The 24,500-nt window shown below is 40.8% G+C and carries 22 protein-coding genes; 13 read left to right on the top strand and 9 right to left on the bottom strand.

Annotation, left to right across the window (positions count from 1 at the left end; all coding sequences use genetic code 11):
• The first annotated feature begins 17 nt into the window (after window positions 1-17).
• Together M998_RS00275 and M998_RS00270 are read left to right on the top strand one after the other, a co-directional pair.
• Complete coding sequence (locus M998_RS00275; protein WP_068444425.1) at window positions 18-1,571, top strand: YjjI family glycine radical enzyme; 1,554 nt, start codon at window positions 18-20, stop codon at window positions 1,569-1,571.
• Window positions 1,543-2,409, top strand: coding sequence for a YjjW family glycine radical enzyme activase (locus M998_RS00270; RefSeq protein ID WP_068907086.1), 867 nt, complete (start codon window positions 1,543-1,545; stop codon window positions 2,407-2,409). The genes M998_RS00275 and M998_RS00270 overlap by 29 nt, the downstream gene beginning before the upstream one ends.
• A gap of 105 nt (window positions 2,410-2,514) precedes the next feature.
• Here M998_RS00270 and bamC read toward each other — a convergent pair whose 3' ends face one another.
• Window positions 2,515-3,567, bottom strand: a complete 1,053-nt coding sequence (gene bamC, locus M998_RS00265) for an outer membrane protein assembly factor BamC (RefSeq protein ID WP_068444431.1) — start codon at window positions 3,565-3,567, stop codon at window positions 2,515-2,517.
• 16 nt (window positions 3,568-3,583) lie between these two features.
• Window positions 3,584-4,492, bottom strand: a complete 909-nt coding sequence (gene dapA / locus M998_RS00260; protein ID WP_068444434.1) for a 4-hydroxy-tetrahydrodipicolinate synthase — start codon at window positions 4,490-4,492, stop codon at window positions 3,584-3,586.
• Window positions 4,493-4,765: 273 nt separating this feature from the next.
• On the opposite strand from dapA, the gene M998_RS00255 reads away from it, so the two are divergent.
• Both M998_RS00255 and bcp read left to right on the top strand, forming a co-directional pair.
• Entirely contained in the window at window positions 4,766-5,323 is a 558-nt protein-coding gene (locus tag M998_RS00255) for a glycine cleavage system transcriptional repressor (RefSeq protein WP_068444436.1), read from the top strand.
• 14 nt (window positions 5,324-5,337) lie between these two features.
• Entirely contained in the window at window positions 5,338-5,808 is a 471-nt protein-coding gene (gene bcp, locus M998_RS00250) for a thioredoxin-dependent thiol peroxidase (RefSeq protein WP_068907085.1), read from the top strand.
• 58 nt (window positions 5,809-5,866) lie between these two features.
• On the opposite strand, the gene M998_RS00245 is transcribed toward bcp, so the two are convergent.
• On the bottom strand, window positions 5,867-6,964 hold the full coding sequence (locus M998_RS00245; protein WP_068444443.1) for an AI-2E family transporter: 1,098 nt from the start codon (window positions 6,962-6,964) through the stop codon (window positions 5,867-5,869).
• Window positions 6,965-7,108: 144 nt separating this feature from the next.
• On the opposite strand from M998_RS00245, the gene bepA reads away from it, so the two are divergent.
• Both bepA and arsC read left to right on the top strand, forming a co-directional pair.
• A complete protein-coding gene (bepA, locus tag M998_RS00240; RefSeq protein ID WP_068444445.1) occupies window positions 7,109-8,572 on the top strand; it encodes a beta-barrel assembly-enhancing protease in 1,464 nt (487 codons plus the stop codon).
• Between the two features lie 9 nt (window positions 8,573-8,581).
• A complete protein-coding gene (gene arsC / locus M998_RS00235; RefSeq protein WP_068907084.1) occupies window positions 8,582-8,938 on the top strand; it encodes an arsenate reductase (glutaredoxin) in 357 nt (118 codons plus the stop codon).
• Between the two features lie 36 nt (window positions 8,939-8,974).
• Here the strand turns inward: arsC and hda are convergent, their stop codons facing one another.
• From hda to upp, 3 genes are all read right to left on the bottom strand, one after another.
• Window positions 8,975-9,682, bottom strand: a complete 708-nt coding sequence (gene hda, locus M998_RS00230; protein WP_068444451.1) for a DnaA inactivator Hda — start codon at window positions 9,680-9,682, stop codon at window positions 8,975-8,977.
• A gap of 124 nt (window positions 9,683-9,806) precedes the next feature.
• A complete protein-coding gene (uraA, locus tag M998_RS00225; protein ID WP_068444453.1) occupies window positions 9,807-11,102 on the bottom strand; it encodes a uracil permease in 1,296 nt (431 codons plus the stop codon).
• 144 nt (window positions 11,103-11,246) lie between these two features.
• Entirely contained in the window at window positions 11,247-11,873 is a 627-nt protein-coding gene (gene upp / locus M998_RS00220; protein WP_068444455.1) for a uracil phosphoribosyltransferase, read from the bottom strand.
• A gap of 316 nt (window positions 11,874-12,189) precedes the next feature.
• On the opposite strand from upp, the gene purM reads away from it, so the two are divergent.
• From purM to mgtE, 6 genes are all read left to right on the top strand, one after another.
• Complete coding sequence (purM, locus tag M998_RS00215; protein WP_068907083.1) at window positions 12,190-13,230, top strand: phosphoribosylformylglycinamidine cyclo-ligase; 1,041 nt, start codon at window positions 12,190-12,192, stop codon at window positions 13,228-13,230.
• Window positions 13,230-13,868, top strand: a complete 639-nt coding sequence (gene purN / locus M998_RS00210) for a phosphoribosylglycinamide formyltransferase (RefSeq protein ID WP_068444460.1) — start codon at window positions 13,230-13,232, stop codon at window positions 13,866-13,868. The genes purM and purN overlap by 1 nt, the downstream gene beginning before the upstream one ends.
• Before the next feature lie 244 nt (window positions 13,869-14,112).
• Window positions 14,113-14,700 (top strand): spermidine N1-acetyltransferase, encoded by a 588-nt coding sequence (speG, locus tag M998_RS00205; protein ID WP_068444464.1) that lies wholly within the window; start codon window positions 14,113-14,115, stop codon window positions 14,698-14,700.
• A gap of 50 nt (window positions 14,701-14,750) precedes the next feature.
• A complete protein-coding gene (ppk1, locus tag M998_RS00200; RefSeq protein WP_068444466.1) occupies window positions 14,751-16,820 on the top strand; it encodes a polyphosphate kinase 1 in 2,070 nt (689 codons plus the stop codon).
• A 4-nt stretch (window positions 16,821-16,824) separates the two neighbouring features.
• Window positions 16,825-18,354: an exopolyphosphatase gene (gene ppx / locus M998_RS00195; RefSeq protein WP_068444469.1), complete on the top strand. Its 1,530-nt coding sequence runs from the start codon at window positions 16,825-16,827 to the stop codon at window positions 18,352-18,354.
• Between the two features lie 145 nt (window positions 18,355-18,499).
• Window positions 18,500-19,960, top strand: coding sequence for a magnesium transporter (gene mgtE, locus M998_RS00190; protein WP_068444472.1), 1,461 nt, complete (start codon window positions 18,500-18,502; stop codon window positions 19,958-19,960).
• A 53-nt stretch (window positions 19,961-20,013) separates the two neighbouring features.
• Here the strand turns inward: mgtE and M998_RS00185 are convergent, their stop codons facing one another.
• The 3 genes from M998_RS00185 to M998_RS00175 form a co-directional block, all read right to left on the bottom strand.
• On the bottom strand, window positions 20,014-20,277 hold the full coding sequence (locus tag M998_RS00185; RefSeq protein ID WP_068907082.1) for a bacteriocin immunity protein: 264 nt from the start codon (window positions 20,275-20,277) through the stop codon (window positions 20,014-20,016).
• A gap of 80 nt (window positions 20,278-20,357) precedes the next feature.
• Window positions 20,358-20,615 (bottom strand): bacteriocin immunity protein, encoded by a 258-nt coding sequence (locus M998_RS00180; RefSeq protein ID WP_068444478.1) that lies wholly within the window; start codon window positions 20,613-20,615, stop codon window positions 20,358-20,360.
• A gap of 2 nt (window positions 20,616-20,617) precedes the next feature.
• Window positions 20,618-22,438 (bottom strand): pyocin-S2/colicin E7-DNase domain-containing protein, encoded by a 1,821-nt coding sequence (locus tag M998_RS00175; protein WP_068907081.1) that lies wholly within the window; start codon window positions 22,436-22,438, stop codon window positions 20,618-20,620.
• Window positions 22,439-23,061: 623 nt separating this feature from the next.
• Here M998_RS00175 and M998_RS00170 point away from each other — a divergent pair.
• The gene (locus M998_RS00170) at window positions 23,062-24,417 is read left to right on the top strand and encodes an MFS transporter (RefSeq protein WP_068907080.1); all 1,356 of its coding nucleotides are present in this window, start codon (window positions 23,062-23,064) and stop codon (window positions 24,415-24,417) included.
• Window positions 24,418-24,500 lie beyond the last annotated feature (83 nt).

Below are 24,500 nucleotides of genomic sequence, written 5' to 3'. Positions count from 1 at the left end.
AAAATAGGAATTCGATAATGAAACGTAATACCCCATTGACTGATTACCAAGCTCATTGCCTTCAAATTGCAACTGACAAAAATTTATCACCAAAACAAAAAGCCCATTTTTTGTCATTAGAAGCGGAAAATAATATCCCTTACTTATCGTTAAGTGAGCAAACTGAACAAGCATTAAGCGAGCGTGTTATCTGTGATATGTATGAGGGTCATGCCCCTTACAAACCTCGCTATGTCCTGCCTGACTATGAACGTTTTTTAAAACAGGGTTCTGAGTACCTTGAGCTTGAACCTGCACAAGATTTCGATGATGCACTTAATATGCTGATGATCCTCTATCATCACGTCCCTTCAGTCACCGGACTTCCTGTCTTCCTCGGTTATTTAGATAGATTGTTGATGCCCTATGTTTTTGATCAAACAGAAGAACAGCTGTATAAAAAACTTAAACATTTTTGGATTATGCTTGATAGAACCCTGCCAGATGCCTTTATGCATGCCAATATTGGCCCTGAAGACTCCGTGATTTGCCGTCTCATTTTAAAGATTGATGCACAATTACAGCAGGTTGCACCTAACTTAACCTTTATGTACAACGCTGAACGTACCCCTGAATCACTATTCTTACAAGCTATTGATAATATTTGTAAATGCAGTAAACCCCATATTGCAAATGATGTTATTCATACCGCCGCATTTGATAACCAAGGTTATGGCATTGTCAGCTGTTATAACTCCCTACCCCTTTGTGGCGGTGGAAGTACTCTGTCTCGTATTAATTTACGTGAAGTGGCTCTGCGCAGCGCGAATAGCGATGATTTTCTGACTCAGCAACTCCCTAAATACTGCCAGTATCAACATGAACTAATCGAACGTCGTACTGCTTTTTTATATGAAGAATCAAACTTTTTTCAATCCAGCTTTCTTGTTCATGAAGGACTTATTCAGCCTGAGCGCTTTGCCCCTATGTTTGGGATCTTCGGTATGGCAGAAGCGGTCAATATTTTGATGGAGAAAGATGGCATCAACGCAACATATGCCCCCGATTCGCAAGCCTTATCCCTTGCCTACCAGATTAGCCACCAATTAAGTGATTATGTCGATGCTACGCCTGTTACTTACGGCGTTAACCAAAGAGCAATGCTACACGCTCAATCAGGCATAAGCTCAGATAAAGACACAACACCGGGTGTGAGGATCCCTTATGGGGAGGAGCCAAACCCTGTTGACCATATCATGGCTGTCGCACCTCACCACCAATACTATGTTTCGGGTGTCAGTGATATTTTAACCGTCGATGAAACCATTAAACAAAATCCACAAGCCTTAATGCAGCTATGTAAAGGTGCTTTTGCCCATGGAATGCGTGAATTTACCGCTAACGTCGCCAGTAATGACCTTGTGCGAGTCACCGGTTATATGGTGAGACTCTCTGATATCAAGAAATTTAAAGAGCAAGGCTCACGGATCAATACCACTTGGCTTGGGGATGAAGCCGCAGAGAATTGTCATATTTTAAATCGCCAACCACGAGTTATTAGCCGTGAACAATCGATGCGCTACGATAAATAAAATACTGCCATTTTCTTGTGTTGATGGCCCCGGTAACCGCTTAGTCTTATTTTTACAAGGCTGCAATCTTCGGTGCCTTAACTGTCACAATCCCTACACAATGGCACTATGTAACCATTGTGGGGATTGCGCCGTGACATGCCCTCACGGTGCACTTTCTATTAATGATAGTAAGATTAATTGGCAAGCTGATATTTGCCAACAATGTGATACCTGCTTGCAGACCTGTACACTCAATGCCAGCCCAATGACATTACATTATAGTGTCGAACAAATATTGGCGGTGATGACTAAGCACAGTGCATTTTTAACCGGAGTTACCGTAAGTGGCGGAGAGGCAACACAACAATTACCCTTTATTATTGCGCTGTTTAAAGCCATTAAACAGCAACCACAATTGAAGCACTTGACCTGCTTTATTGATAGCAATGGGTATTTAAGCCAAACCGGTTGGCTTAAAGTCATGGACTACATGGATGGCGCGATGATCGATCTCAAGGCATGGTCAGCTGAAACCGCACTATCATTAACGGGAAAAAATAATCAACAGGTTCTAGAAACCATTGCGTTATTAGCGAAACATAACAAGCTTTATGAGCTTCGACTGCTTTTTATTCCTAATATAACTGATTACCTTGAAAATATTGATGCGCTATCGGTCTTATTGGCAGCTTTCCCAGAAAGTGTACGTATCAAAATTAATGCATTTCAAACGCATGGGGTTAAAGGTATCGCGAAAGATTGGCAAAGCGCCCAGCAGCAAGAAATTGAATTCTTTGCGAAGCAATTATCGGAACGGGGAGTAAAGAACATCCATTTACCCTCTGTCTATCTCTAATTAGACTCGATAGACACACCTTTTTAATTTCTAAATACAAAAAAACCGTAATTCAGTTTATCTGAATTACGGTTTTCGCAAATAAGCTAATAAACAATCAAATGATTATTTTTTCGCAGGCGCTTTACTGAAAGCCGCTTTCAACGCTGCGACCATTTCATCATTTTGTTTCTGAGTTAAAGGCACGCCTTTGGTATTGATAAACTGTAGACTACTACGGTTATTCAAATCACCCACTTGCACTTTATAGTCAGCTTCAGGCACCGATGGGTCATCAATACCCAGCGCTTGCCATTCAGAGCTGCTCAAGCCTTTATACGTTACCATGACCGAACCTGTTGAACGGGTGCGATCACCGACTTTCATGCCCACACTTTCCAATGTATGCGGCAAACGTTCCCACACAGCATCAAACGGTGCGCGGACAACAATCAGCGGTAAACCGGTATCATCACTGCCAGTTTGAACATCAATAATGCCATAGGCATTTTGAATGCTACCTTTATTTGCGGTATCACGTAAAGCGTACAGGTTGTCAGTTAGCTCATTTAACAATAATTTGTTATAACGTTGAATTTCAACAACATCTGTAATCGTTTCAGTGCCTTGACGCATACCTAAGCTTGTAACGGTCAGTGCAATCATGCCATTTTCGGGCTGAACGCTCACTTTATGGCGAGTTTCAATTGGCACATTTTCATCGGCGCGTTCCCATTTCACCCAGTCGGTATCAATTGAGCGAGAACCATCATCTTTCGATGAAACTGGAATATTTCTTTGTTCCAAAATCATCGCCACTTGAGACCACAACGCGCTGTTTTCAGGTGTATTTTCTAGCAACAAACGACTTGCATCCGCGCTATCTTCTGTCCGTGAGCCAGATAATTGCGAAATCGTCAGAATTGGTGGACGAATATCAAGTGCTTTCCCTACCGCCCCTGTTGATGTTGCTTTAGGGATATCATATTCACCATTTTGAGCTGGCAATGTGATTCCCTGAGGCGCATTCAACACTTTCAATGGCGCAGCATTGAGATATTCTTCATCACCACTGACCTGACGTTTATAGCGCTGATCGCTGGAGCAGGCTGCCAGTAACACAACAAGTGACAGGCCAGCAACCTTCATAACCTTCGATTTTTGCAATAATGTTGCCATTAAAATTCCCTAAGTTTTACAGTAATCCAGCGAGCTTCAAAGCTTCCTCTACCTTCTGCTGACCTGATGCGGTTAACGGTGTCATTGGTAACCGTAAAGTATCATCTGAAATCAGGCCAAGACGGTGGCAACCCCATTTCGCTGGAATTGGATTTGGTTCAACAAATAACTGAAGATGCAGCCCCATCAGTCGTTTATTTAATTCACGAGCCTCAGTATATTTGCCCGCAAGCGCTAAGTCACACATTTTTACCATTTGTGCAGCGGCAACGTTAGAGGTGACTGAAATAACGCCTTTTCCGCCGAGTTGCATGAAATCAAGCGCCGTTGCATCATCGCCAGTTAGCAGCACAAAATTATCATCAACCAGTTCTTTGATTTGGTGAACCCTTGCTAAGTTCCCTGTTGCTTCTTTAATTGCAACAATATTTGCTAATTTAGCTAAACGCCCCACGGTTTCTGGTAATAAATCACAACCAGTACGTGATGGTACATTATAAAGAATTTGAGGCAAGCTGGTGTTTTCTGATATTGCTTTAAAATGCTGATACAGCCCTTCTTGTGATGGTTTATTATAATAAGGCGTCACCGTCAGACAAGCAACTACACCACTGTTTTCAAAGTCTTTAGTCAATGAAATGGCTTCTGCAGTCGCATTGGCACCTGCGCCTGCAATAATTGGGATACGGCCATCAGCAAGCTCGAGGGTCGCTTTCACAACCTCAACATGCTCTTTATGGGTTAATGTTGCTGACTCACCGGTTGTGCCCACAGAAACAATGGCAGATGTTCCGCTTTCGACATGATAATCAACCAACTTTTTCAAGCTTTGTTTGTCTAAACGACCCGCCGAATCCATTGGTGTAATAACTGCAACAATGCTTCCCGTTAAAAAATCTTTGTAGTTTGCGTTTCCATTAGCCATGTCGATACCCCTTAAATAGTTGAACCCCCATGTTACTTTTTCATTTCACAGAAGAAAACCACTCAAACGCAAGATTTTAATGAATTTTGTTAATGCTAGCATCATAAACTTAAATAGAAGTAATAATTCGCTGATATTTCTCGCAAGAGTGAGTCACTCCCCTTGGCAGATTCAACTTTTTATGGTTTCCTTACCAATATCTAAAATCAGCTTTTCATTAGAATTTGTTCTTCTGAATAAGACCTGATGCCATATATGAATAAGGAATAGACTTTGCCTAAGACTGAACAGCAATTTCTTGTTATTACTGCGCTGGGAACAGATCGTCCAGGCATTGTAAATACTATCACTCGCCTTGTTAGCGAATGTGATTGCAATATTGAAGATAGTCGCCTCGCCATGTTTGGTGAAGAGTTTACTTTCATTATGATGCTATCTGGAGGTTGGAACGCTATCGCGCAATTAGAAGCAACGTTGCCACTGAAAGGCGCAGAGCTTGAACTACTCATTGTGATGAAAAGAACCCAAAGCGTGCAAACGACTTATTACCCATCAACAGTCACTGTTAATGTTGTTGTCGATGATGCTCCTCGAATTGTTGAGCAATTCACAAATTTATTCACAACCCAACAATGTAATATCGCAGAGCTTGTTTCTAAAACTCAACCAGCTAATAATGATTTGCCTGCTCAACTGGAAATTCAGATTACTGCGCATGATCCGTTGGACGATAATGGCATTATTATAAAGAACAATTTTCAACAACTATGTGCAATGCTAAGTGCTAAAGGCAATATCAGCATTGTTAATAACCCCAACATGCAGAGTTAACGGAGATACATGTAATGAACCCATTGAAAGCCGGTGATAAGGCCCCCCAATTTAGCCTTCCTGACCAAGATGGTGAGCAAGTCAATCTTTCTGATTATCAAGGTCAGCGTGTCTTAGTTTATTTTTACCCTAAAGCGATGACGCCAGGTTGCACCGTTCAGGCGTGTGGCCTACGTGATGATATGGATACACTAAAAGCTAAAGATGTTGAAGTTTTAGGTATCAGCACCGATAAACCAGAAAAATTGGCGCGTTTCGCTGAAAAAGAGATGTTAAACTTCACTTTACTCTCGGATGAAGACCATCAGGTTTGTGAGCAATTTGGCGTCTGGGGAGAAAAACAATTTATGGGGAAAACCTACGACGGTATTCACCGTATCAGTTTCCTCGTTGATGCCACCGGCAATATAGAGCATGTATTTGATGATTTCAAAACCAGTAATCACCATGAAATCGTCATGGCTTATTTAAACGCCCACCCATAATTTAATATTTATCGGGTTGTGGTTATCGCACACAACCCTTCTTTTTTAAGCCACTATTCTATTCAGATTTACCTGATTTCTCTAGGCTCTCTATACTTTCAGTATCGGTTACGTCCTGTGGCCATGCATTAATCACAGCTTTAATCAGCGTCGCCAATGGAATCGCAAAAAACACGCCCCAAAAACCCCATAGCCCGCCAAAAATCACAACTGACAAGATAATCACTAACGGGTGTAAATTTACCGCCTCTGAAAATAAAAGTGGAACAACAATATTGCTATCAAGCCCTTGAATAACTAAATAAACAATAATTAATGTCCAGAAGTCACTGCCAATACCCCATTGAAATAGTGCCACCAGTACAACAGGGATTGTCGCAGCCACTGCACCAATATAGGGAATAAGAACAGAAATACCGACCAGCACAGATAAAAGCACCGCATAACGCAAGTCAAAATAAGCAAAACACAAGTAAGTACAAACGCCTACAATCACCATTTCAGTCACTTTACCGCGTAAATAATTGGTAATTTGCTGATTCATTTCCAACCAAACCTTGCTAACTAACAACCGATTTTTCGGTAATAATTTCAAAAAACTTTTGCCAATTTTTTCTTTATCTTTTAGCAAGAAAAACATCATCAATGGCACTAAAACCAGATAAATAGCTAAAGTAAACATACCGATTAATGAGGCGACAGAGGCCTTAACGACCGAATCCGCAACACCTGATAATCGATTACGTAAATTATCGGCCATCATGTCAACAATGCCAACATCAACTAATGCAGGGTACTGTTCGGGAAGTTTTTTGGCAAATTCATTGAAATGATTCACCATCGTTGGTAAATCAACGACTAAATTAATTCCTTGTTGCCATGCTGTCGGTGCAATGAATAAAATAACCATGGCACTAATTCCCGCAAATAAGGTCAAAATAATACTCACAGCAACAACACGGGATAACCCTATTCGTTCAAGCAAATGTGTCGGCCATTCAAGTAAATAAGCTAACGCAATTGCCACCAGCAATGGAGCCAGTATACTGCTGAAAAAGAAGAGGATAAGAAAGCCAATAACAAGCAAAGTAAAAAGTGCAACAGCTTGTGGATCGGCAAAACGTCGGCGATACCACTGTAAAAACAATTCCAGCATTCGTTGGCTCCTGGGGCATCAATGCAAAGGACAGTTCCTAAATTATCGAAAATTATACCTAATAACAGATTTTACGATAGCTTTTGCTATCATATCTCCTAATTAATTCGATTTTCATATTGCTGTACGGGATACAATTGCTCCATGACTAAAAAATTGAAATATCCACTCTTGGCTTTGATGATGACAGCGCTACTCAATGGCGCCGTATTGCCTGCATACAGTAATGTTGAAGATACCCTGCCGGATATAGGCACTACCGCCGGTGGTACTCTTAGCATTAACCAAGAAATCATCATGGGCGATGCGATTACCCGTCAAATCCGTGCGAGTACACCACTGATTTATGACCCGTTATTGACTCAATACATTAACAAACTGGGCATGCGTTTGGTGAAAAATGCAGACTCAGTTAAAACACCGTTTAAGTTTTATCTGGTTAATAATCCCAATATTAATGCTTATGCCTATTTTGGCGGCAATGTGGTACTCCACTCGGCGCTATTTCGTTATAGTCAAAATGAAAGCCAACTTGCATCGGTAATGGCTCACGAAATTTCTCACGTAACTCAACGCCATCTCGCACGAATGATGGAAGACCAGAAAAGTACAACGCCCCTTGCGATTGCTGGCACCATTGGTTCATTGCTGTTAATTATGGCAAATCCTCAAGCCGGATTTGCGGCACTCACCGGAACCATGGCGGGTGTACAACAAGGTATGATTAGCTTTACTCAAGCTAATGAGCAAGAAGCTGACCGAATTGGCTTACAAACACTTAGACGCTCAGGCTTTGACCCTCACGCGATGGCTGATTTCATGCAAACCATGTCAGACCAAACGCGTTATATGTCTAAGCCTCCTGAAATTTTATTAACTCACCCATTACCTGATAGCCGTTTAGCGGATGCCCGTAACCGTTCGAATCAGTACCCTAAAGTGAGTGCGCCATCTTCATTTGATTTTATGTTAGCCCGGGTACGTATACTGTCCATGTATAGTGTCGACCAAAAAAATGCATTGGATCAGATCATTGATAACTACAGTAAAGGCACTGCACAAGAACAAATGGCGGCACAATATGGCCAAGCCCTTCAGCTTTCTCAAGATAAAAAATACGCCGAAGCGGGTAAAATCATCAGTGAGCTATTAGCCAAACAGCCTGATAACCCATGGTTTATCGATAGCATGACGGATATCGATATTGAACAACATCGCGTAGGCCAAGCCGTGACACGATTACAAAATGCATTGACGAAATCGCCTAAAAATACGGTGTTTATGGTTAACCTAGCTAATGCCATGATTAATAATCATCAGTATAAAGATGCCAGCAAACTTTTGAACAAATATACCTTTGATTACCCTGATGATCCTATTGGCTGGGATCTGTTAGCAGAGGCTTCCGCTAAGCAAGGAAATCGTAATGAAGAACTCGCTGCCTACGCCGAGGGGATGGCACTTAGAGGTAACTATGATAATGCAATCAATTACTTAAGCGATGCTAGCCGAAAAAGCAAATTGGGCAGTTATGAACAACAACGCTACGATGCACGTATTGATGAATTGAGAAGACTGCAATTACGCGACAGTAATGCCAAACCGTAAGGAAAAAAAATGACGGATACTATTAAGATTTACCATAATCCCCGTTGCTCAAAAAGCCGAGAAACCTTGAGTCTATTAGAAGACAAAGGTATTACACCAACGGTGATTGAATATTTAAAAACGCCGCCTTCAGTCTCTGAAATTAAAAAATTACTGAAAATGCTCGGCTTTAAAGATGCGCGTCAATTAATGCGAACGAAAGAAACATTATATAAAGAATTAAGTCTTAATGATGACTCATTAACGCAAGAACAGTTGATCAAAGCAATGCATGAAAACCCAAAATTAATTGAGCGCCCTATCGTGGTCAATGGGGAGAAAGCAAAGCTGGGACGCCCACCGGAACAGGTGACGGAAATTCTTTAATGACCATAATTGGCAGTCTATTTACTGCCAATTTCATTACAGTTTAAGGGTATCTTTAACAAACGGAATGGTGAGTTTTCGCTGAGCAACAATGGACGCGTGATCCAGTTTATTCAAGATATCAAACAGCGTCCCCATTTTTCTATCCAATCGCTTTAATACAAAACGACAAACATCTTCTGGAAGCTCAAATCCACGCATTCTGGCACGTAACTGTAGCGCACAAATTTTATCTTCATCGCTCAGTGGGTGCAGTTTATAAATTTGCCCCCAATCCAGACGAGACGCTAAATCAGGCAGTGCTAAATCAATTTGTCTTGGTGGCCTATCCCCCGTAATTAATAAGCATGTGCGCCCTATTTCTAAAATACGGTTATACAAATTAAAGATAGCCATTTCCCACTCTTCATCACCCGCAATGCATTGAATATTATCAATACATACCAGTGATAAATTTTCCATACCATCAAGCACTTCAGGCACAAAATATGCCCGTTTATCTAATGGCACATAGCCAACTGCAATGCCCTGCTCTGACAATTCACCACAAGCTGCATGCAATAAATGACTCTTACCACCCCCTTCACGAGACCAATAATAGATATAACTCCCATGAGGCTGATGAATAGCCGATTTAATTGCCGACAGCAATGCATCGTTTTCTCCCGCATAAAAACTAGCGAAGGTTTCATCATCGGGTAGATAAAGTGGTAGTGAAAGCTGTGATGGTGTGTTCAGAAGCACCTCTGACTGTGCAAATCAATTAACGCGAATAAGTTTACCATAAATTACAGGGATAGATGAACAGTAAGAATTCCAATTGCCGGCGCTTTCGCCAAACCGGCAATTAATTTAAGTTAAGCCCGCATTATTTTTTATTGGTATCGACTTCTTCAAGTTCTGCGGTCACAAATTGTTTTTCTGGTCGAACAAACGTGATGAACCGGAAAAGCAGCGCCATTGCAATACCAACAATTGTCGCTAATGCCATTCCTTTTAATTCTGCTTGCCCAATATGGATTACCGCACCACTCACCCCAATAATCAAAATAACAGAGGTTAAAATAAGATTTTGAGGTTTATTGTAATCCACTTTTGAATCAATTAAGACTCGGATCCCTGATGCACCAATTACGCCGTAAAGTAATAATGATACACCGCCCATCACAGGTACCGGTACAAGTTGAATCGCCGCAGCAAGTTTTCCGACACAAGATAATAAGATGGCAATGATGGCTGCACCACCGATAACCCATGTGCTATATACTTTGGTAATCGCCATAACACCAATATTTTCACCGTAAGTGGTATTGGGTGTTGAACCAAAAAAACCTGAAATCACGGTAGAGAAGCCATTAGCAAACATCGAGCGATGCAAACCTGGGCTTTTCATTAAATCACGCTCAACAATATTTGCGGTTACCACTAAGTGACCAACGTGCTCGGCAATCACCACCAGCGCCGCAGGTAAAATCGTTAATATCGCAAACCATTCAAAACGTGGCGTATAGAAAGTGGGAATAGCAAACCAAGGGGCTTCAATTACCGGCGTAAAATCAACAATGCCCATAAAATAAGACAGTGCGTAGCCTGATAAGAAACCAATCAAAATTGGAATGATCGATAAAAACCCACGAAAAACGACCGCACATAAAATAGTGACCGATAAGGTGGTGATGGAGATAATCAATGTTGAAGATTCGACAGGTACCCCTTCTTTAGGTAATAACCCTGCCATACTCGCGGCGGTTTGCGCTAATTCCAGACCGATAACTGCCACAATTGCGCCCATCGCTGCCGGTGGAAACATCACATTAATCCAGCCTCTGCCGGCGACTTTAACGATCAAGGCAACAACACAAAATAATACCCCGCAAATAATAAACCCGCCAAGGGCAAGTTCATAACCTAACGGCAGTAAAATTAATACTGGGGAAATAAAGGCAAAGCTTGACCCTAAATAGGCAGGAATTTGGCCTTTACAGATAAATAAATATAACAATGTCCCGATACCATTGAACAACAATATGGTTGCAGGGTTAACACCAAACAAAATCGGTACGATAACGGTTGCGCCAAACATGGCAAACAAATGTTGAAAACTCAGCGGTATGGTTTGTAGTAGTGGTGGTCTTTCTTCAACACCGATCGTGCGACGTGTCATTTTATTTTATCCCCTTTCAGCTTAACCCACCTCAATTCACACCCCGTTTATTGAGTGCATCACAAAGTAAATTAAATTTATAAATAAATCACATTTATACTAATTTTTTATTAAAAAAAAGCCGACTACAAAGTCGGCTAATTATTATTTAGTACCAAATATTTTATCGCCTGCGTCTCCAAGACCCGGAACGATATACCCTTCTTCATTTAAATATTCATCAATTGAAGCAGTATACAATTCAACATCAGGGTGAGCAGCTTCTAACGCCGCAATACCTTCCGGTGCTGCGACAAGCACTAATACTTTGATTGACGTACAGCCTGAGTTTTTCAGCAGATCAATAGTTGCAATCATAGAACCACCTGTTGCCAACATTGGGTCAACAACTAGCGCCATACGCTCATTGATATTTGAAACTAATTTCTGGAAATATGGGACAGGTTGCAGTGTTTCTTCATCACGATAAACACCTACCACACTGATACGTGCACTTGGGATACTATCTAAAACACCATTCATCATACCAATACCTGCACGGAGAATTGGCACAACTGTTATTTTCTTACCTTTGATTTGTTCTATTTCTACAGGACCACACCAACCAGCAATAGTTACTTTTTCAGTTTCTAGGTCAGCGGTTGCTTCATAAGTTAGTAGGCTACCAACCTCTGAGGCCAGCTCACGAAAGCGTTTAGTGCTTATGTCATGATCTCGCATCAGGCCGAGTTTATGTTTAACGAGAGGGTGTTTTACCTCAACGATCTTCATGGGTTTCTCCTACTTTTTAAGACGCCGGCGGACAAAAAAATCGCCGGATTATACCTCTTTTAACAAGGATTGCCACTAGTTAGCGATTGACTTAGGTCAAAATATAAGCGAATAGACTATCTTTAGTTGAAAATAGTATAGCTGAAACAATTTATCTTGCAGGTGAGCAATGCGATATCGCTAACACCGCGATAATCTGAAGAATATCAGAGATAAGTTTTCAATCATAAAGCTATCGCAAACGTTTGCTTTGCCTGTTAGAATATCGTTAAACATAGTTCATTTTTCCAAAAACGTAATTGCCTTGGGGGCCGTAGTGACTGATAAAACCTCTCTCAGCTATAAAGATGCCGGTGTCGATATTGATGCAGGTAATGCTCTGGTTGAACGTATTAAAGGTGTGGTAAAAGAAACTCGTCGCCCAGAAGTGATGGGAGGGTTGGGTGGATTTGGCGCATTATGTTCCCTACCACAAAAATACCGTGAACCTATTTTAGTTTCAGGCACTGATGGTGTGGGTACAAAACTCCGCCTCGCAATGGATTTAAAACGTCATGATTCCATCGGGATTGACCTTGTTGCCATGTGTGTTAATGACTTAATTGTACAAGGTGCTGAGCCCCTGTTTTTCCTCGATTACTATGCAACAGGTAAGCTGGATGTGGATACCGCCGCGAGTGTAATTACGGGGATCGCTGAAGGTTGTAAGCAATCGGGTTGTGCCTTAGTCGGTGGTGAAACCGCGGAAATGCCGGGTATGTATCATGGTGAAGACTATGATGTTGCTGGCTTCTGCGTGGGTGTCGTTGAACGCTCTGAAATTATTGATGGTACCAAAGTTAGCGCAGGCGATGCATTAATCGCATTAGCTTCTAGTGGCCCTCATTCGAACGGCTATTCATTAGTCCGTAAAATTCTTGAAGTGAGCAAAACTGATCCTGAAATTACCCAGTTAGTGGGGAAATCATTAGCAGACCACTTATTAGAACCTACACGTATTTATGTGAAAAATGTGCTTGAACTGATTGCTAAGAATGATATCCACGCAATTGCACACATTACCGGTGGTGGTTTTTGGGAGAATATTCCGCGTGTTCTACCTGATAATACTCAAGCCATTATTGACGGAAAAAGCTGGCAATGGCCGGCAGTATTTGAATGGTTACAACAAGCAGGTGATGTCACCACTCATGAAATGTATCGTACCTTTAACTGTGGTGTCGGGATCATTATTGCATTACCACAAACTGAAGTTGAATCAGCACTTCAACTGCTCAGTGCATTAGGTGAAAAGGCTTGGCAGATTGGCACCATTGGCCAGCTACCTGTCGGTGAAGAGCAGGTTGTGATCCGCTAATGAAAAAAATTGTTGTTCTCATTTCCGGAAGTGGTAGTAACTTACAATCCATGATTGATGGCTGCCATAATGGCACCATCAATGCTGAAATTGTGGCGGTAGTGAGCAACCAGAGCAATGCCTACGGGCTTGTTCGTGCACAAACGGCAGAGATCCCTGCGGTTTGCCTTAATGCTAAAACGTATACAAGCCGTGAAGAGTACGATGCCGCTTTGCTCGATATTATTGAGCAATATCAGCCTGATTTGGTGGTGCTGGCTGGTTTTATGCGTATTTTGACCCCCAACTTCGTCAAACACTTCACGGGGAAAATGCTCAATATTCACCCTTCTTTACTGCCCAAATACCCCGGGTTGCATACCCACCGTAAAGCAATCGAAAATGGCGATAACGAGCATGGCACATCAGTTCACTTTGTGACTGAAGAACTCGATGGTGGCCCGGTTATTTTACAAGCTAAAGTCCCCCTCTTCGCTGAAGATACCGAAGATGATGTCATTGAGCGCGTAAAAGTACAGGAACATAATATTTACCCTATTGTTGTTCAATGGTTTGTCAGTGGACGCCTGTCGATGATTAATGGTAAAGCCATTTTAGATGGCAATATACTGCCACTACAGGGCCATGACAGTGAATGATGGCTTAATATTTTAATAAAGGGTGGAGCGCGATCTCCACCCTTTATTGTCTTTATTTTGTATAAGAACAAGTGCATTTTATACAGAAAATGAATAAAACTTCGCCATGAAAATAAACTCTCTGCTTTGTGTCATTATTTTATTGCAAATAAGTGTTATCCTTAACCAAGAGCTAAACTATTAGTTTTTTAATCAAATATTAGCTCTACATAATTTTGTATTTAAACAATCACAGAGGTGTTTTATGACTACCGGGCAAGTTCATCCGTTTAGGTTGCGCCCACTTGAACGTGAAGATTTAGCGTTTATTCATCAACTCGATAATAATGCCAGTGTAATGCGTTACTGGTTTGAAGAGCCCTATGAGGCCTTTGTTGAGCTAAGTGATCTTTACGATAAACATATTCATGACCAATCCGAACGACGCTTTATTGTTGAAAATAATAGCGAGAAAATCGGTTTAGTCGAGTTAGTTGAAATTGATTATATTCACCGCCGCTCTGAGTTTCAGATAATCATAGCGCCATATTACCAAGGTCATGGCTATGCTACCCGAGCCGCAAAATTGGCGATGGATTATGCATTTTCAGTACTGAATTTATATAAGCTGTATCTGATCGTCGATAAAGAAAATATTAAAGCCATTCATATCTATAATAAACTCGGCTTTCATACTGAAGGCGAACTCATTGACGAATTTTTTGTTAATGGTCGCTATCATACTGCAATTCGCATGTGCGTTTTTCAAAAGCAATATTTTGAGATGAAAAAACAATCTGATAACCCGGAAAGCGTTGTCAGTAAGAATGCGGCAATTAAGCAGCGCATTTAGTAAGGGTAGATTAATCCATCGTTATAAAATGATCCCATTACGGAGCAACAATGTCCCAAGAACGTCTCTATCATGAAAAAGAGTTAAGCTGGCTGGCTTTTAACGAGCGTGTTTTACAAGAAGCAGCGGATAAGCGTAACCCTCTTATTGAGCGAATGCGTTTTTTGGGCATTTATTCCAATAATTTGGATGAATTTTATAAGGTGCGTTTTGCGGATGTAAAACGTCGGATCCTAATTAATGAAGAACGTGGCTCGGCAAGTAGTTCACGCCACTTGCTCAAACGCATTCAATCTAAAGTTGCCAAACAAGAACAAGAGTTTGACGTTTTATACAATGACCTCCTGCTTGAAATGGCTCGTAATCAAATCTTTTTAATTAATGAACGGCAAATTTCACCGCGTCAACAAATTTGGCTACGCCAATATTTTCGGCAGAATTTACGCCAGCACATCACACCGATATTAATTAATCCTGATACGGATTTAGTCGAATTTTTAAAAGATGACTATACCTATCTCGCTGTTGAAATTATCAATAGCAGCAAGGTTCAGTATGCGTTACTCGAGATCCCTTCAGATAAAGTGCCACGTTTTGTGAATCTTCCCCCGGAAATGCCAAAACGTCGCAAATCAATGGTGCTAATTGATAACATTTTGCGTTATACCCTTGATGAAATTTTCAAAGGCTTTTTCGACTACGACGAATTAAACGCCTACTCAATGAAAATGACCCGTGATGCAGAATATGATATTGCAACAGAAATGGAATCCAGTTTACTTGAAATCATGTCATCAACCTTGAAACAGCGCCTAACCGCAGAGCCTGTGCGTTTTGTTTATCAACGTGATATGCCTGATGAAATGGTTGCATTGCTACGTGAAAAATTGGGGTTATCCAACGATGACTCGGTGATTGCCGGTGGCCGTTATCATAACTTTAAAGATTTTATTAATTTCCCAAATGAAGGAAGTAAATACTTATTAAATAAGCCATTACCACGATTACGTCACCGCTGGTTTGATAATTTCCGTAATGGTTTTGATGCAATTCGTGAACGTGATGTTCTACTTTATTACCCTTATTACACCTTTGAACATACATTAGAATTACTCAGGCAAGCTTCTTTTGACCCGAATGTGTTGTCAATAAAAATTAATATTTATCGCGTTGCCAAAGATTCTCGCATCATTGATTCCGTGATCCATGCTGCGCATAACGGTAAAAAAGTCACTGTTGTCGTGGAATTACAAGCACGCTTCGATGAAGCCGCGAATATTCATTGGGCAAAAAGACTCACGGAAGCGGGCGTACATGTTATTTTCTCTGCGCCGGGACTTAAAATTCACGCCAAATTATTTATTATTTCACGCATGGAAAATGGCGAAATCATCCGCTATGCCCACATTGGAACCGGTAATTTTAACGAAAAAACTGCCCGCCTTTACACTGACTATTCATTACTTACCGCAAATGAAGAAATCACCAATGAGGTTCGACGCGTATTTAATTTTATTGAAAATCCATATCGCCCGGTGAGCTTTAATAATTTGATGGTTTCACCACAAAATACACGCACCAAATTAAATCAACTTATCGACCAAGAGATCGAAAATGCCCTCGCGGGTTTGCCTAGCGGCATTACATTAAAAATAAATAATTTGGTTGATAAGGAATTAACAGACAAACTTTATGATGCATCAAATGCAGGGGTTAAAATCCGCTTATTAGTGCGTGGAATGTGTTCTTTAGTCACTGGACAACAAGGGTATAGCGAAAATATTCAAGTCACCAGTATTGTTGACCGTTTCTTAGAGCATGATCGTGTCTATGTCTTCTCGAATGCTGGTGATGAACAAGTCTTTATTTCTTCTGCTGATTGGATGACTCGTAACATTGACTATCGTATTGAAGTCGCTGTTCGTCTCGTTGATCCTCGCCTCAAACAAGTTGTTTTAGATATCCTTGAACTGCAATTTAACGATACTGTAAAAGCGCGTTATGTTGACAAAGATTTAAGTAATCATTATGTTCCCCGCGGTAATAAGCGCAAAATTCGCGCCCAACTTGCTGTATATGATTATTTGAAGTCACTCGAAACGCCGGATACCAGAGCTTGATACTATGCCAATAACCACTACCTCTACCCCAAGACCTCAAGAAATTGCGGCTATTGACTTGGGATCTAACAGCTTTCATATGGTCATTGCACGTATCGTTAACGGTGCATTACAAGTCCTCACGCGTTTAAAAAAGCGTGTCCATCTTGCCGATGGTCTGAGTGAAACCAATGAATTAAGTGAAGAAGCCATGGAAAGAGGCCTTGCCTGTTTAGCGCTTTTCGCTGAGCGCTTACAAGGTTTCTCACCTGAAAATGTCTGTATCGTCGGCACGCACTCATTGCGAGTGGCAACCAATGTAAAAGATTTTTTGCAGCGCGCTAAAGCCATCATCCCCTACCCAATTGAAATTATTTCAGGCCAAGAAGAAGCGCGTTTAATTTTTATGGGCGTTGAACATACCCAACCAGAAAAAGGCCGCAAATTAGTCATCGATATTGGCGGTGGTTCAACTGAGTTAGTGATCGGTGAAAAGTTTGAACCTTTATTAATTGAAAGTCGTCGAATGGGTTGCGTGAGTTTTGCTCGTACCTATTTCCCCAATGAAAGTATCTCACCAGAAAATTTCAATCGTGCCTATCTTGCCGCTTGCTTAAAGCTGGAAAATGCCGCTATTTCATTTAAAAAACAACGCTGGGATGTCGCCATGGGCGCATCAGGCACCATTAAAGCGGCTCATGCTGTTTTACTTGAAATGGACGAAAGAGATGGCGTTATCACTCGGGAACGACTCGAAAAAATCAAGCAAATGGTATTGAAATATAAATCATTTGCAGCCTTAAGTATTCCAGGGCTATCCAATGAACGGAAGCAAGTTTTTGTGCCGGGTTTAGCCATTTTAATTGCGGTATTTGATTCATTAGATATCAAAGAATTACGCTTGTCTGATGGTGCATTACGCGAAGGTGTTTTGTATGAAATGGAAGGTCGTTTTCGCCATCAAGATATTCGACAACGCACCGCCCTTAGTCTTGCAGAACACTATAATATTGATAGAGAGCAAGCAAAACGTGTACTGAAAACCATGGAAGAGCTCTATTATCAATGGGGAAAGCAAAACCCTAAACAACTGAATCCACAACTTGAATCTATTTTAATCTGGGCAGTCATGCTCCATGAGGTGGGTTTAAGTATTAATCTTAGTGGTATGCATCGTCATTCTGCTTATATTTTGCAACACACCAATTTACCGGGATTTAATCAAGAGCAACAATTACTCTTAGCGACGTTGGTTCGTAATCATCGTCGCGCCATTAAATATGATGATATTCCAAAGTTTAATCTATTTAAGAAAAAACAGTTTATGCCGTTAATTCAAATTTTACGGCTGTCAGTACTATTAAATAACCAAAGACAATCAACCACCACCCCCTCATCTTTAAGAATAGAAACTGATGAAGGTAACTGGACACTCTTTTTGCCTGCAGAATATCTGACACGAAACGCCCTTATGCTACTTGACCTTGAAAAAGAGAGTGGCTACTGGGAGGATGTCCCAGGCTGGGAATTAAAAATATGTGCTGAAAATGAATAAATGCGGCTGCTATGACCTTTATTATTTCGCCATTCGATTTGATAAATATCTGAGATAAGGGACAATAGCGGCAGGATGTTTCGTCGCTCGCAGGCGAATTAATTTAAAAGCGCGTTAAGCGCTCTTATTTGTTTTAAGGATTAAAATGTCACAACATGCTTTTTCTACCGATGCGGCTTCAACAGTTAATCCGCATTCTCAAAAGTTGGCGCATATCCGCCAGCAGATCCTGTCGATATTTTTGGATGACGAAGAGTTCGTCCATGCTCTTGTAGAACAAGATCAACACATCGGTATTGATGACAAAGCATTTAGTGAAAAAATCAATACTGTAAAAGAATTACTTCTAGACCTACATACTGCGGATATCGCCGATATTCTTGAAATGTTGCCTTATGATGAACGTCTCGCCTTGTGGCGTCTCGTGGACAACAACGATCGCGGTGAAGTTCTCGTCGAAGCCTCTGTCTCTGTTTGGGATAGCTTAATCAAAGATATGTCCGACCGAGAGCTTTTGCGCGCTGTTGCAAACTTACATGTGGATGAGCAAGCTTATATCGCAGAGCATTTACCTCGCGATACCATGCGCCGATTGCTGACGTATTTAGACCCAAGCCTTAGAAGCCGCATTCGTGAAGTCTTGCAGTATGCCAAAGACAGCGTCGGCCAAATGATGGATTTTGAGTTTGTCACCGTTCGCCCCAATGTTACGTTAAAAACTGTTCAGCGCTACCTACGCCAACGTGGAAAAATCCCCGAAGCAACGGATAAAATTTTCGTTGTCGATAACAATAACTATATTCAAGGGGAACTTCCTCTTACTACAATTTTAACGCAGTCCCCTGAAAAAATTGTCAAAGATGTCATGAAAGCAGATACCGTGACCTTCCTACCCGACGAAAAAGGGGAAGATGCAGCAAGTGCGTTCGAACGTTATGACTTAATCTCCGCCGCTGTCGTCGACAGCAATGGTCTTTTGATGGGACGACTCACGGTTGAAGATATCGTTGATAACATGAACGAGGAAAATGATAACAGTATTCGTCGTATGGGGGGGGTAAGCCCTGATGAGGATATATTTTCTCCTGTAGGGAAAGCCGTTAAAACACGTTGGACTTGGCTTGCTATCAATCTATGTACCGCATTTGTAGCCTCTCGTGTTATCGGTGTTTTTGAAGACACCATTTCCCAACTTGTCGCGTTAGCCGCTTTAATGCCTATTGTGGCAGGAATTGGGGGTAACACCGGTAACCAAACCATCACCATGATTGTCCGAGCGATTGCCCTACACCAAATTCAGAACGGCAGTTTTTCTTTCTTACTTCTAAGGGAGCTGGGTGTCGCCTTAATTAATGGTGTCGTCTGGGGGGGAATAATGGGAGTTGTGACTTACTTCCTCTATGGTGACCTTGCCATGGGCGGTGTGATGACGCTGGCGATGGTTCTTAACCTATTAATGGCCGCCATTATGGGCGTCATTATTCCATTTATTATGATAAAAATGGGCAAAGACCCCGCTATTGGTTCAAGTGTGATGATCACCGCCATTACCGATACCGGCGGTTTCTTTATTTTCCTCGGTCTCGCCACTATCTTCTTGGTTTAATCTTTTCTCGGTGTGCTCAGCAATTGGGTTGAGCACACCATTTAATAAAACATTTAGCCCTTTTTAAAGCCTGGTTTGCCATTTTTAGCGCGCCATTCTTTGACTATTTTAGTAATTGCTGTTGGAGTGCTTTCAGCATCTGATTTAGCATAATAAATCAAATCAGTACCCTCTGGATGCTCTGTTATCTTCTCAAAGTGGTTTAATAAAATATCCAACTTATCATCTGTCTCAGCGATATTTTCTTTATAAATTTCATTCAGGAACTCAATAAATTCAATTTCTGCATAATCATTAATGTTATTTTTCAGTTCCATAATTATTTACCTTTGTGAACATCAATAACTCTGCAATAAGTTATTGATGTTCTTCTACTATACTAATCCATTAAAAACATTTAGCCCTTTTTAAAGCCTGGTTTGCCATTTTTAGCGCGCCATTCTTTGACCGTTTTTAAAATCCCAGCAGGTGAGTCATCATCTCCATCATTAGGATAATAAATCAAGTCTGAACCATCAGGATGCTCTGTAATACGAATAAAGTGTTCTAAATTATTATCTTGTGTTTTTTCGTTACCCTCACAATTAATAATAGCTTCAATGAGTTGTTTAAATTCAGCTTCTGTATAATCACTTATACTATTTTTCAGTTTCATGCTTATTTACCTCTATGAATATCAATATGCCGTTTAGGCGTAACTATTCTCAGATTATCAATATTATAAACCTCACCACCTTCACTAATTGGGGTATCATGATGTATTTCAAATGAACGACGCCCTCCAACCGTACCTTTATTTCTAGCTCGCGGAGCTAATCCTTTACTCATGCGATTCTGGTTACCTTTAATAAATTGTTTTCGTAATACCGGATCTTTAGATACCGCTTCCCAAAATTTCTTTCGAAAATCATCACAGGTTTTGAATTTCTTACCTCGTAATTTGTTAGCAACTTGTTCTGGAATTGGAACTCCATTTTCCTTTCCTGCATCATTAAGCCACTTATCACCAACCTTTTTACCATTACCCGTCGCCGTACCGGGTTTATTTCGCTTTTCTTCCTTCTCTTTTTTATCCTTCGCTTTCTTTTCTTTCGCTTCTGCTTTTTTCTTTGTTTCTAACGCTATTTCTAACTTTTTCTCTGCTTCTTTAATTTTATTTTTTGTGCTTAATAAACGTTGGCGTAATTTGTCATATTCCTCTACAGTTGCCTCTCTAATACTATTGCCAACCTTAATGCCATCAGGCTCTATGCCCTCGATCGGATCTGTTATTTCAACCCATTGCAATACGCTATTAACATAGGTATTTCCACCATTTCGCAGTAATTGATTAAGATTATCTACCGTATCAATCGTTGCAGTGGCAGTAAAATTAGCGCCTCCACCGCTATAAATGGGTATATGAACAAAACCAGCAGAGGACGAAGTAATAGGATGTGCTACTGGATTTTTTAATGCGAGTCCTTCCGCACTATTTCTTAAATTATCTAGTGCTAATTGTTCACTTTGTACATTCTTATTTGCATCATCTAGCGCTTTTTTTGCATCACTAAGTTCACGCTCAGCGGCTGCAATGGGGTGAGTATCTAAATATTCCTGCTCTTTTTGTTTCGCATCCTCAATCGCTTTTTTTTCCTCTTCCACAGTCAGGCTTTTGGAAATGGAAATATAAATAGGTGCATGATCATCACCAAAATCAACAATACCTTGGTATGTTTCAGAAGTTGTACTCGAAATGACCGATTCAGGCTTAACATTGTCATAAGAAGGGGTTTTAAACGATTTACTCGGTTTTTTATCGCTCAATCCAATTTGTAGCGCTGGCTTTCCTGGCGCAATATCGACAGAATATACCCCTGTTCGCTCTGTTTTCTTCGCTTTTACTACGTTGATGGTTTGAGGGCTTTTAATAATTGCCTGAGTAACTTTATTTTTTTCGGGTGAAACAACTTGCTCTACTGCAATTTTCACAGACACCGTTTTTTGGCGCGAAATATCTTTAGCTGGAATATCGGTCACGATGCTAACCGGAAGTGCCGTTAATGCATATGTTTGGCTGTGTAATTTTTGATTAGTGACTAAATTAGCTAATTGCCGCTGGTGTTCCCGAAAAGCGGGATCAATGGTGTCAGGTTCGATACGTGTAGGTAATAACGCCCCAGCGATACCAACTAAACGCCCAGCCATAGGCAAACTACTTTCCAGTAAACTGGCTAAACGACCTAACGGTGATGTTAGCGTCGTCGTATTAATGGTTACCCCCCAAGTTCCTTCAATAATCGCGAGATTAGCGGGAATGGTTAATAAATAAGGATTTACAAACGTTTGTTTTTCAGGTGTTTTACTAAAATTAACCGCACGAGCTCTACCACCATAACTACCACCTGAATCCCCATTTCCTTCTGGACCCGTTCCTCTCCCACCATTATCACTGCTACCAGAGACAGTCATACTGTCATTTGAATCACCGTTGACCATAAAAAATCCTTTTTCCTGATTAAATTTCCGTTTTAAAACACTGTATAAGAACACAGTTAACAAAATGTAAACTTAACTTAAAAATAAGTCAAAAAGGTAATTTTTAAACTTTTATTACCTTTTAAAATCAAAAGATAAGCAACAAATCAACTGATTAACCATGAAAAAAGAAAGATTAAGTGGTCACCCTATTGCATGACAAAAGTCACTTATATTAAAAAAAGATCACCCTTTTTACTCTGCCTGCATACACCTAATTAAATAAATAATGGCTTTAAATATCCAATCCTAAAATACGATGTTCTGCAAAACCCATATTATTAACATCATATCATGTTATTCATCTTTACATTAGATGTTATATCCTACCAATGAAAACTAAAAGGAATGTTATTCTTGTTTTAAGACTTGAGGTTTACAGAATATAGAACTTTCTGCTATAAATGAGGGTATGCAAAAAGATACAGTGTATTAAACTTAGTATTCATTAAGTAAATCCATTCGACGTTTTATACCCCTTATCTGCACACAAATATTATTAATTACTTATTTAAAGTAAAAGCAGCTTGTCATCTCGATTTATATCATGTCGATATTATCGAGTATTTCATAAGGATAGCATTATGACATCGCAAACAACCGGCCAGCCCTCGGCAAGACCATTGGGCAAAGAAGATTATAAAACATTAGGGTTATCCTCTTTAGGTGGCACTCTCGAATTTTATGATTTTGTTATTTTCGTCTTTTACGCAAAAATTATTTCCCAACTATTTTTCCCCGGAGATAATGAGTTTCTCGCGCTAATGGCGACACTCGGTTTGTTTGCTGCGGGTTATCTCGCTCGCCCACTCGGCGGTATTATCATGGCGCATTTCGGTGATAAAATTGGCCGTAAGAAAATGTTTACCTTAAGTATTTTCTTGATGGCATTTCCAACGTTTGTTATTGGTTTCTTACCCACTTATGCCACTATCGGTGCGGCGGCACCATTATTGTTATTGTTAATGCGCATTATGCAAGGCGCGGCCATTGGCGGTGAAATGCCGGGGGCTTGGGTATTTATTGCTGAGCACACACCTAAACAGCGCTATGGCCTAGGCGTTGGCACATTAACCTCAGGTATCACTGGGGGGATTTTGCTGGGCTCTATTGTCGCGATTATTATTGAGCGTTCTTATACAACTCAAGAAGTGCATGATTTTGCTTGGCGTATTCCCTTTATCATGGGCGGCATCTTCGGTTTTATCTCGGTTTATTTACGCCGCTTCTTACAAGAGACCCCAATATTCAAAGAATTAGCTGCAAAAAAAGCACTTTCACAAGAATTACCAGTAAAAACAGTGATTAGATCGCATAAACAAGCGTGTTTGATCACCGCAGCGTTAACGTGGTCGTTATCCACCGCGATTGTGGTGACGATTTTGATGACCCCTGATGTGGTTTTAAAAGGTGTCTATAATATTGACCGTAATATTGCGCTACAAGCCAACTGTGCCGCGACCTTGATGTTGACTATCGGCTGTATTTTCTGGGGTTGGTTAGGCGATAAAACAGGAACTCGCACATCAATGACCTTGTCATGGGGTGGGTTAGCCGTTACTGCTATCTATTTTTACTCGTCTTTATCGACAGATATTGCCGCAAATACGTTAATTTTCAACTATGGTTTAATGGGCTTTTTCGTTGGTGCGATTGCCACAACGCCGATTGTCAGTACCCGTGCATTCCCACCTGAGATTCGTTATTCCGGATTGTCATTTGCTTATAACGTGGCCTATGCCATTTTCGGTGGATTAACACCAATCTTAACTGGTGCATGGTTACAGCAATCACATATGGGTCCTGCTTACTATGTTGCAGGCGTCGCGTTATTAGCGGTTGCCGTTGCCTTTATCCCGCTTTCTTGGCAAGGATGGACAGCAACATCACCGCAATCAGATGACCGCACACCCGTTTTAAACACCAGTACAACACCCTGATTTAACCATTTGATAATTAAATATTTATAACCTGTAGTGGCAGCACTACAGGTTTTTTCATTGTTTCTACGTGAAATCCGCAC

Source organism: Providencia heimbachae ATCC 35613 (assembly GCF_001655055.1).
GTDB classification, from domain to species: Bacteria; Pseudomonadota; Gammaproteobacteria; order Enterobacterales; family Enterobacteriaceae; genus Providencia; species Providencia heimbachae.
This window is presented reverse-complemented; position numbering and strand designations above follow the sequence as displayed.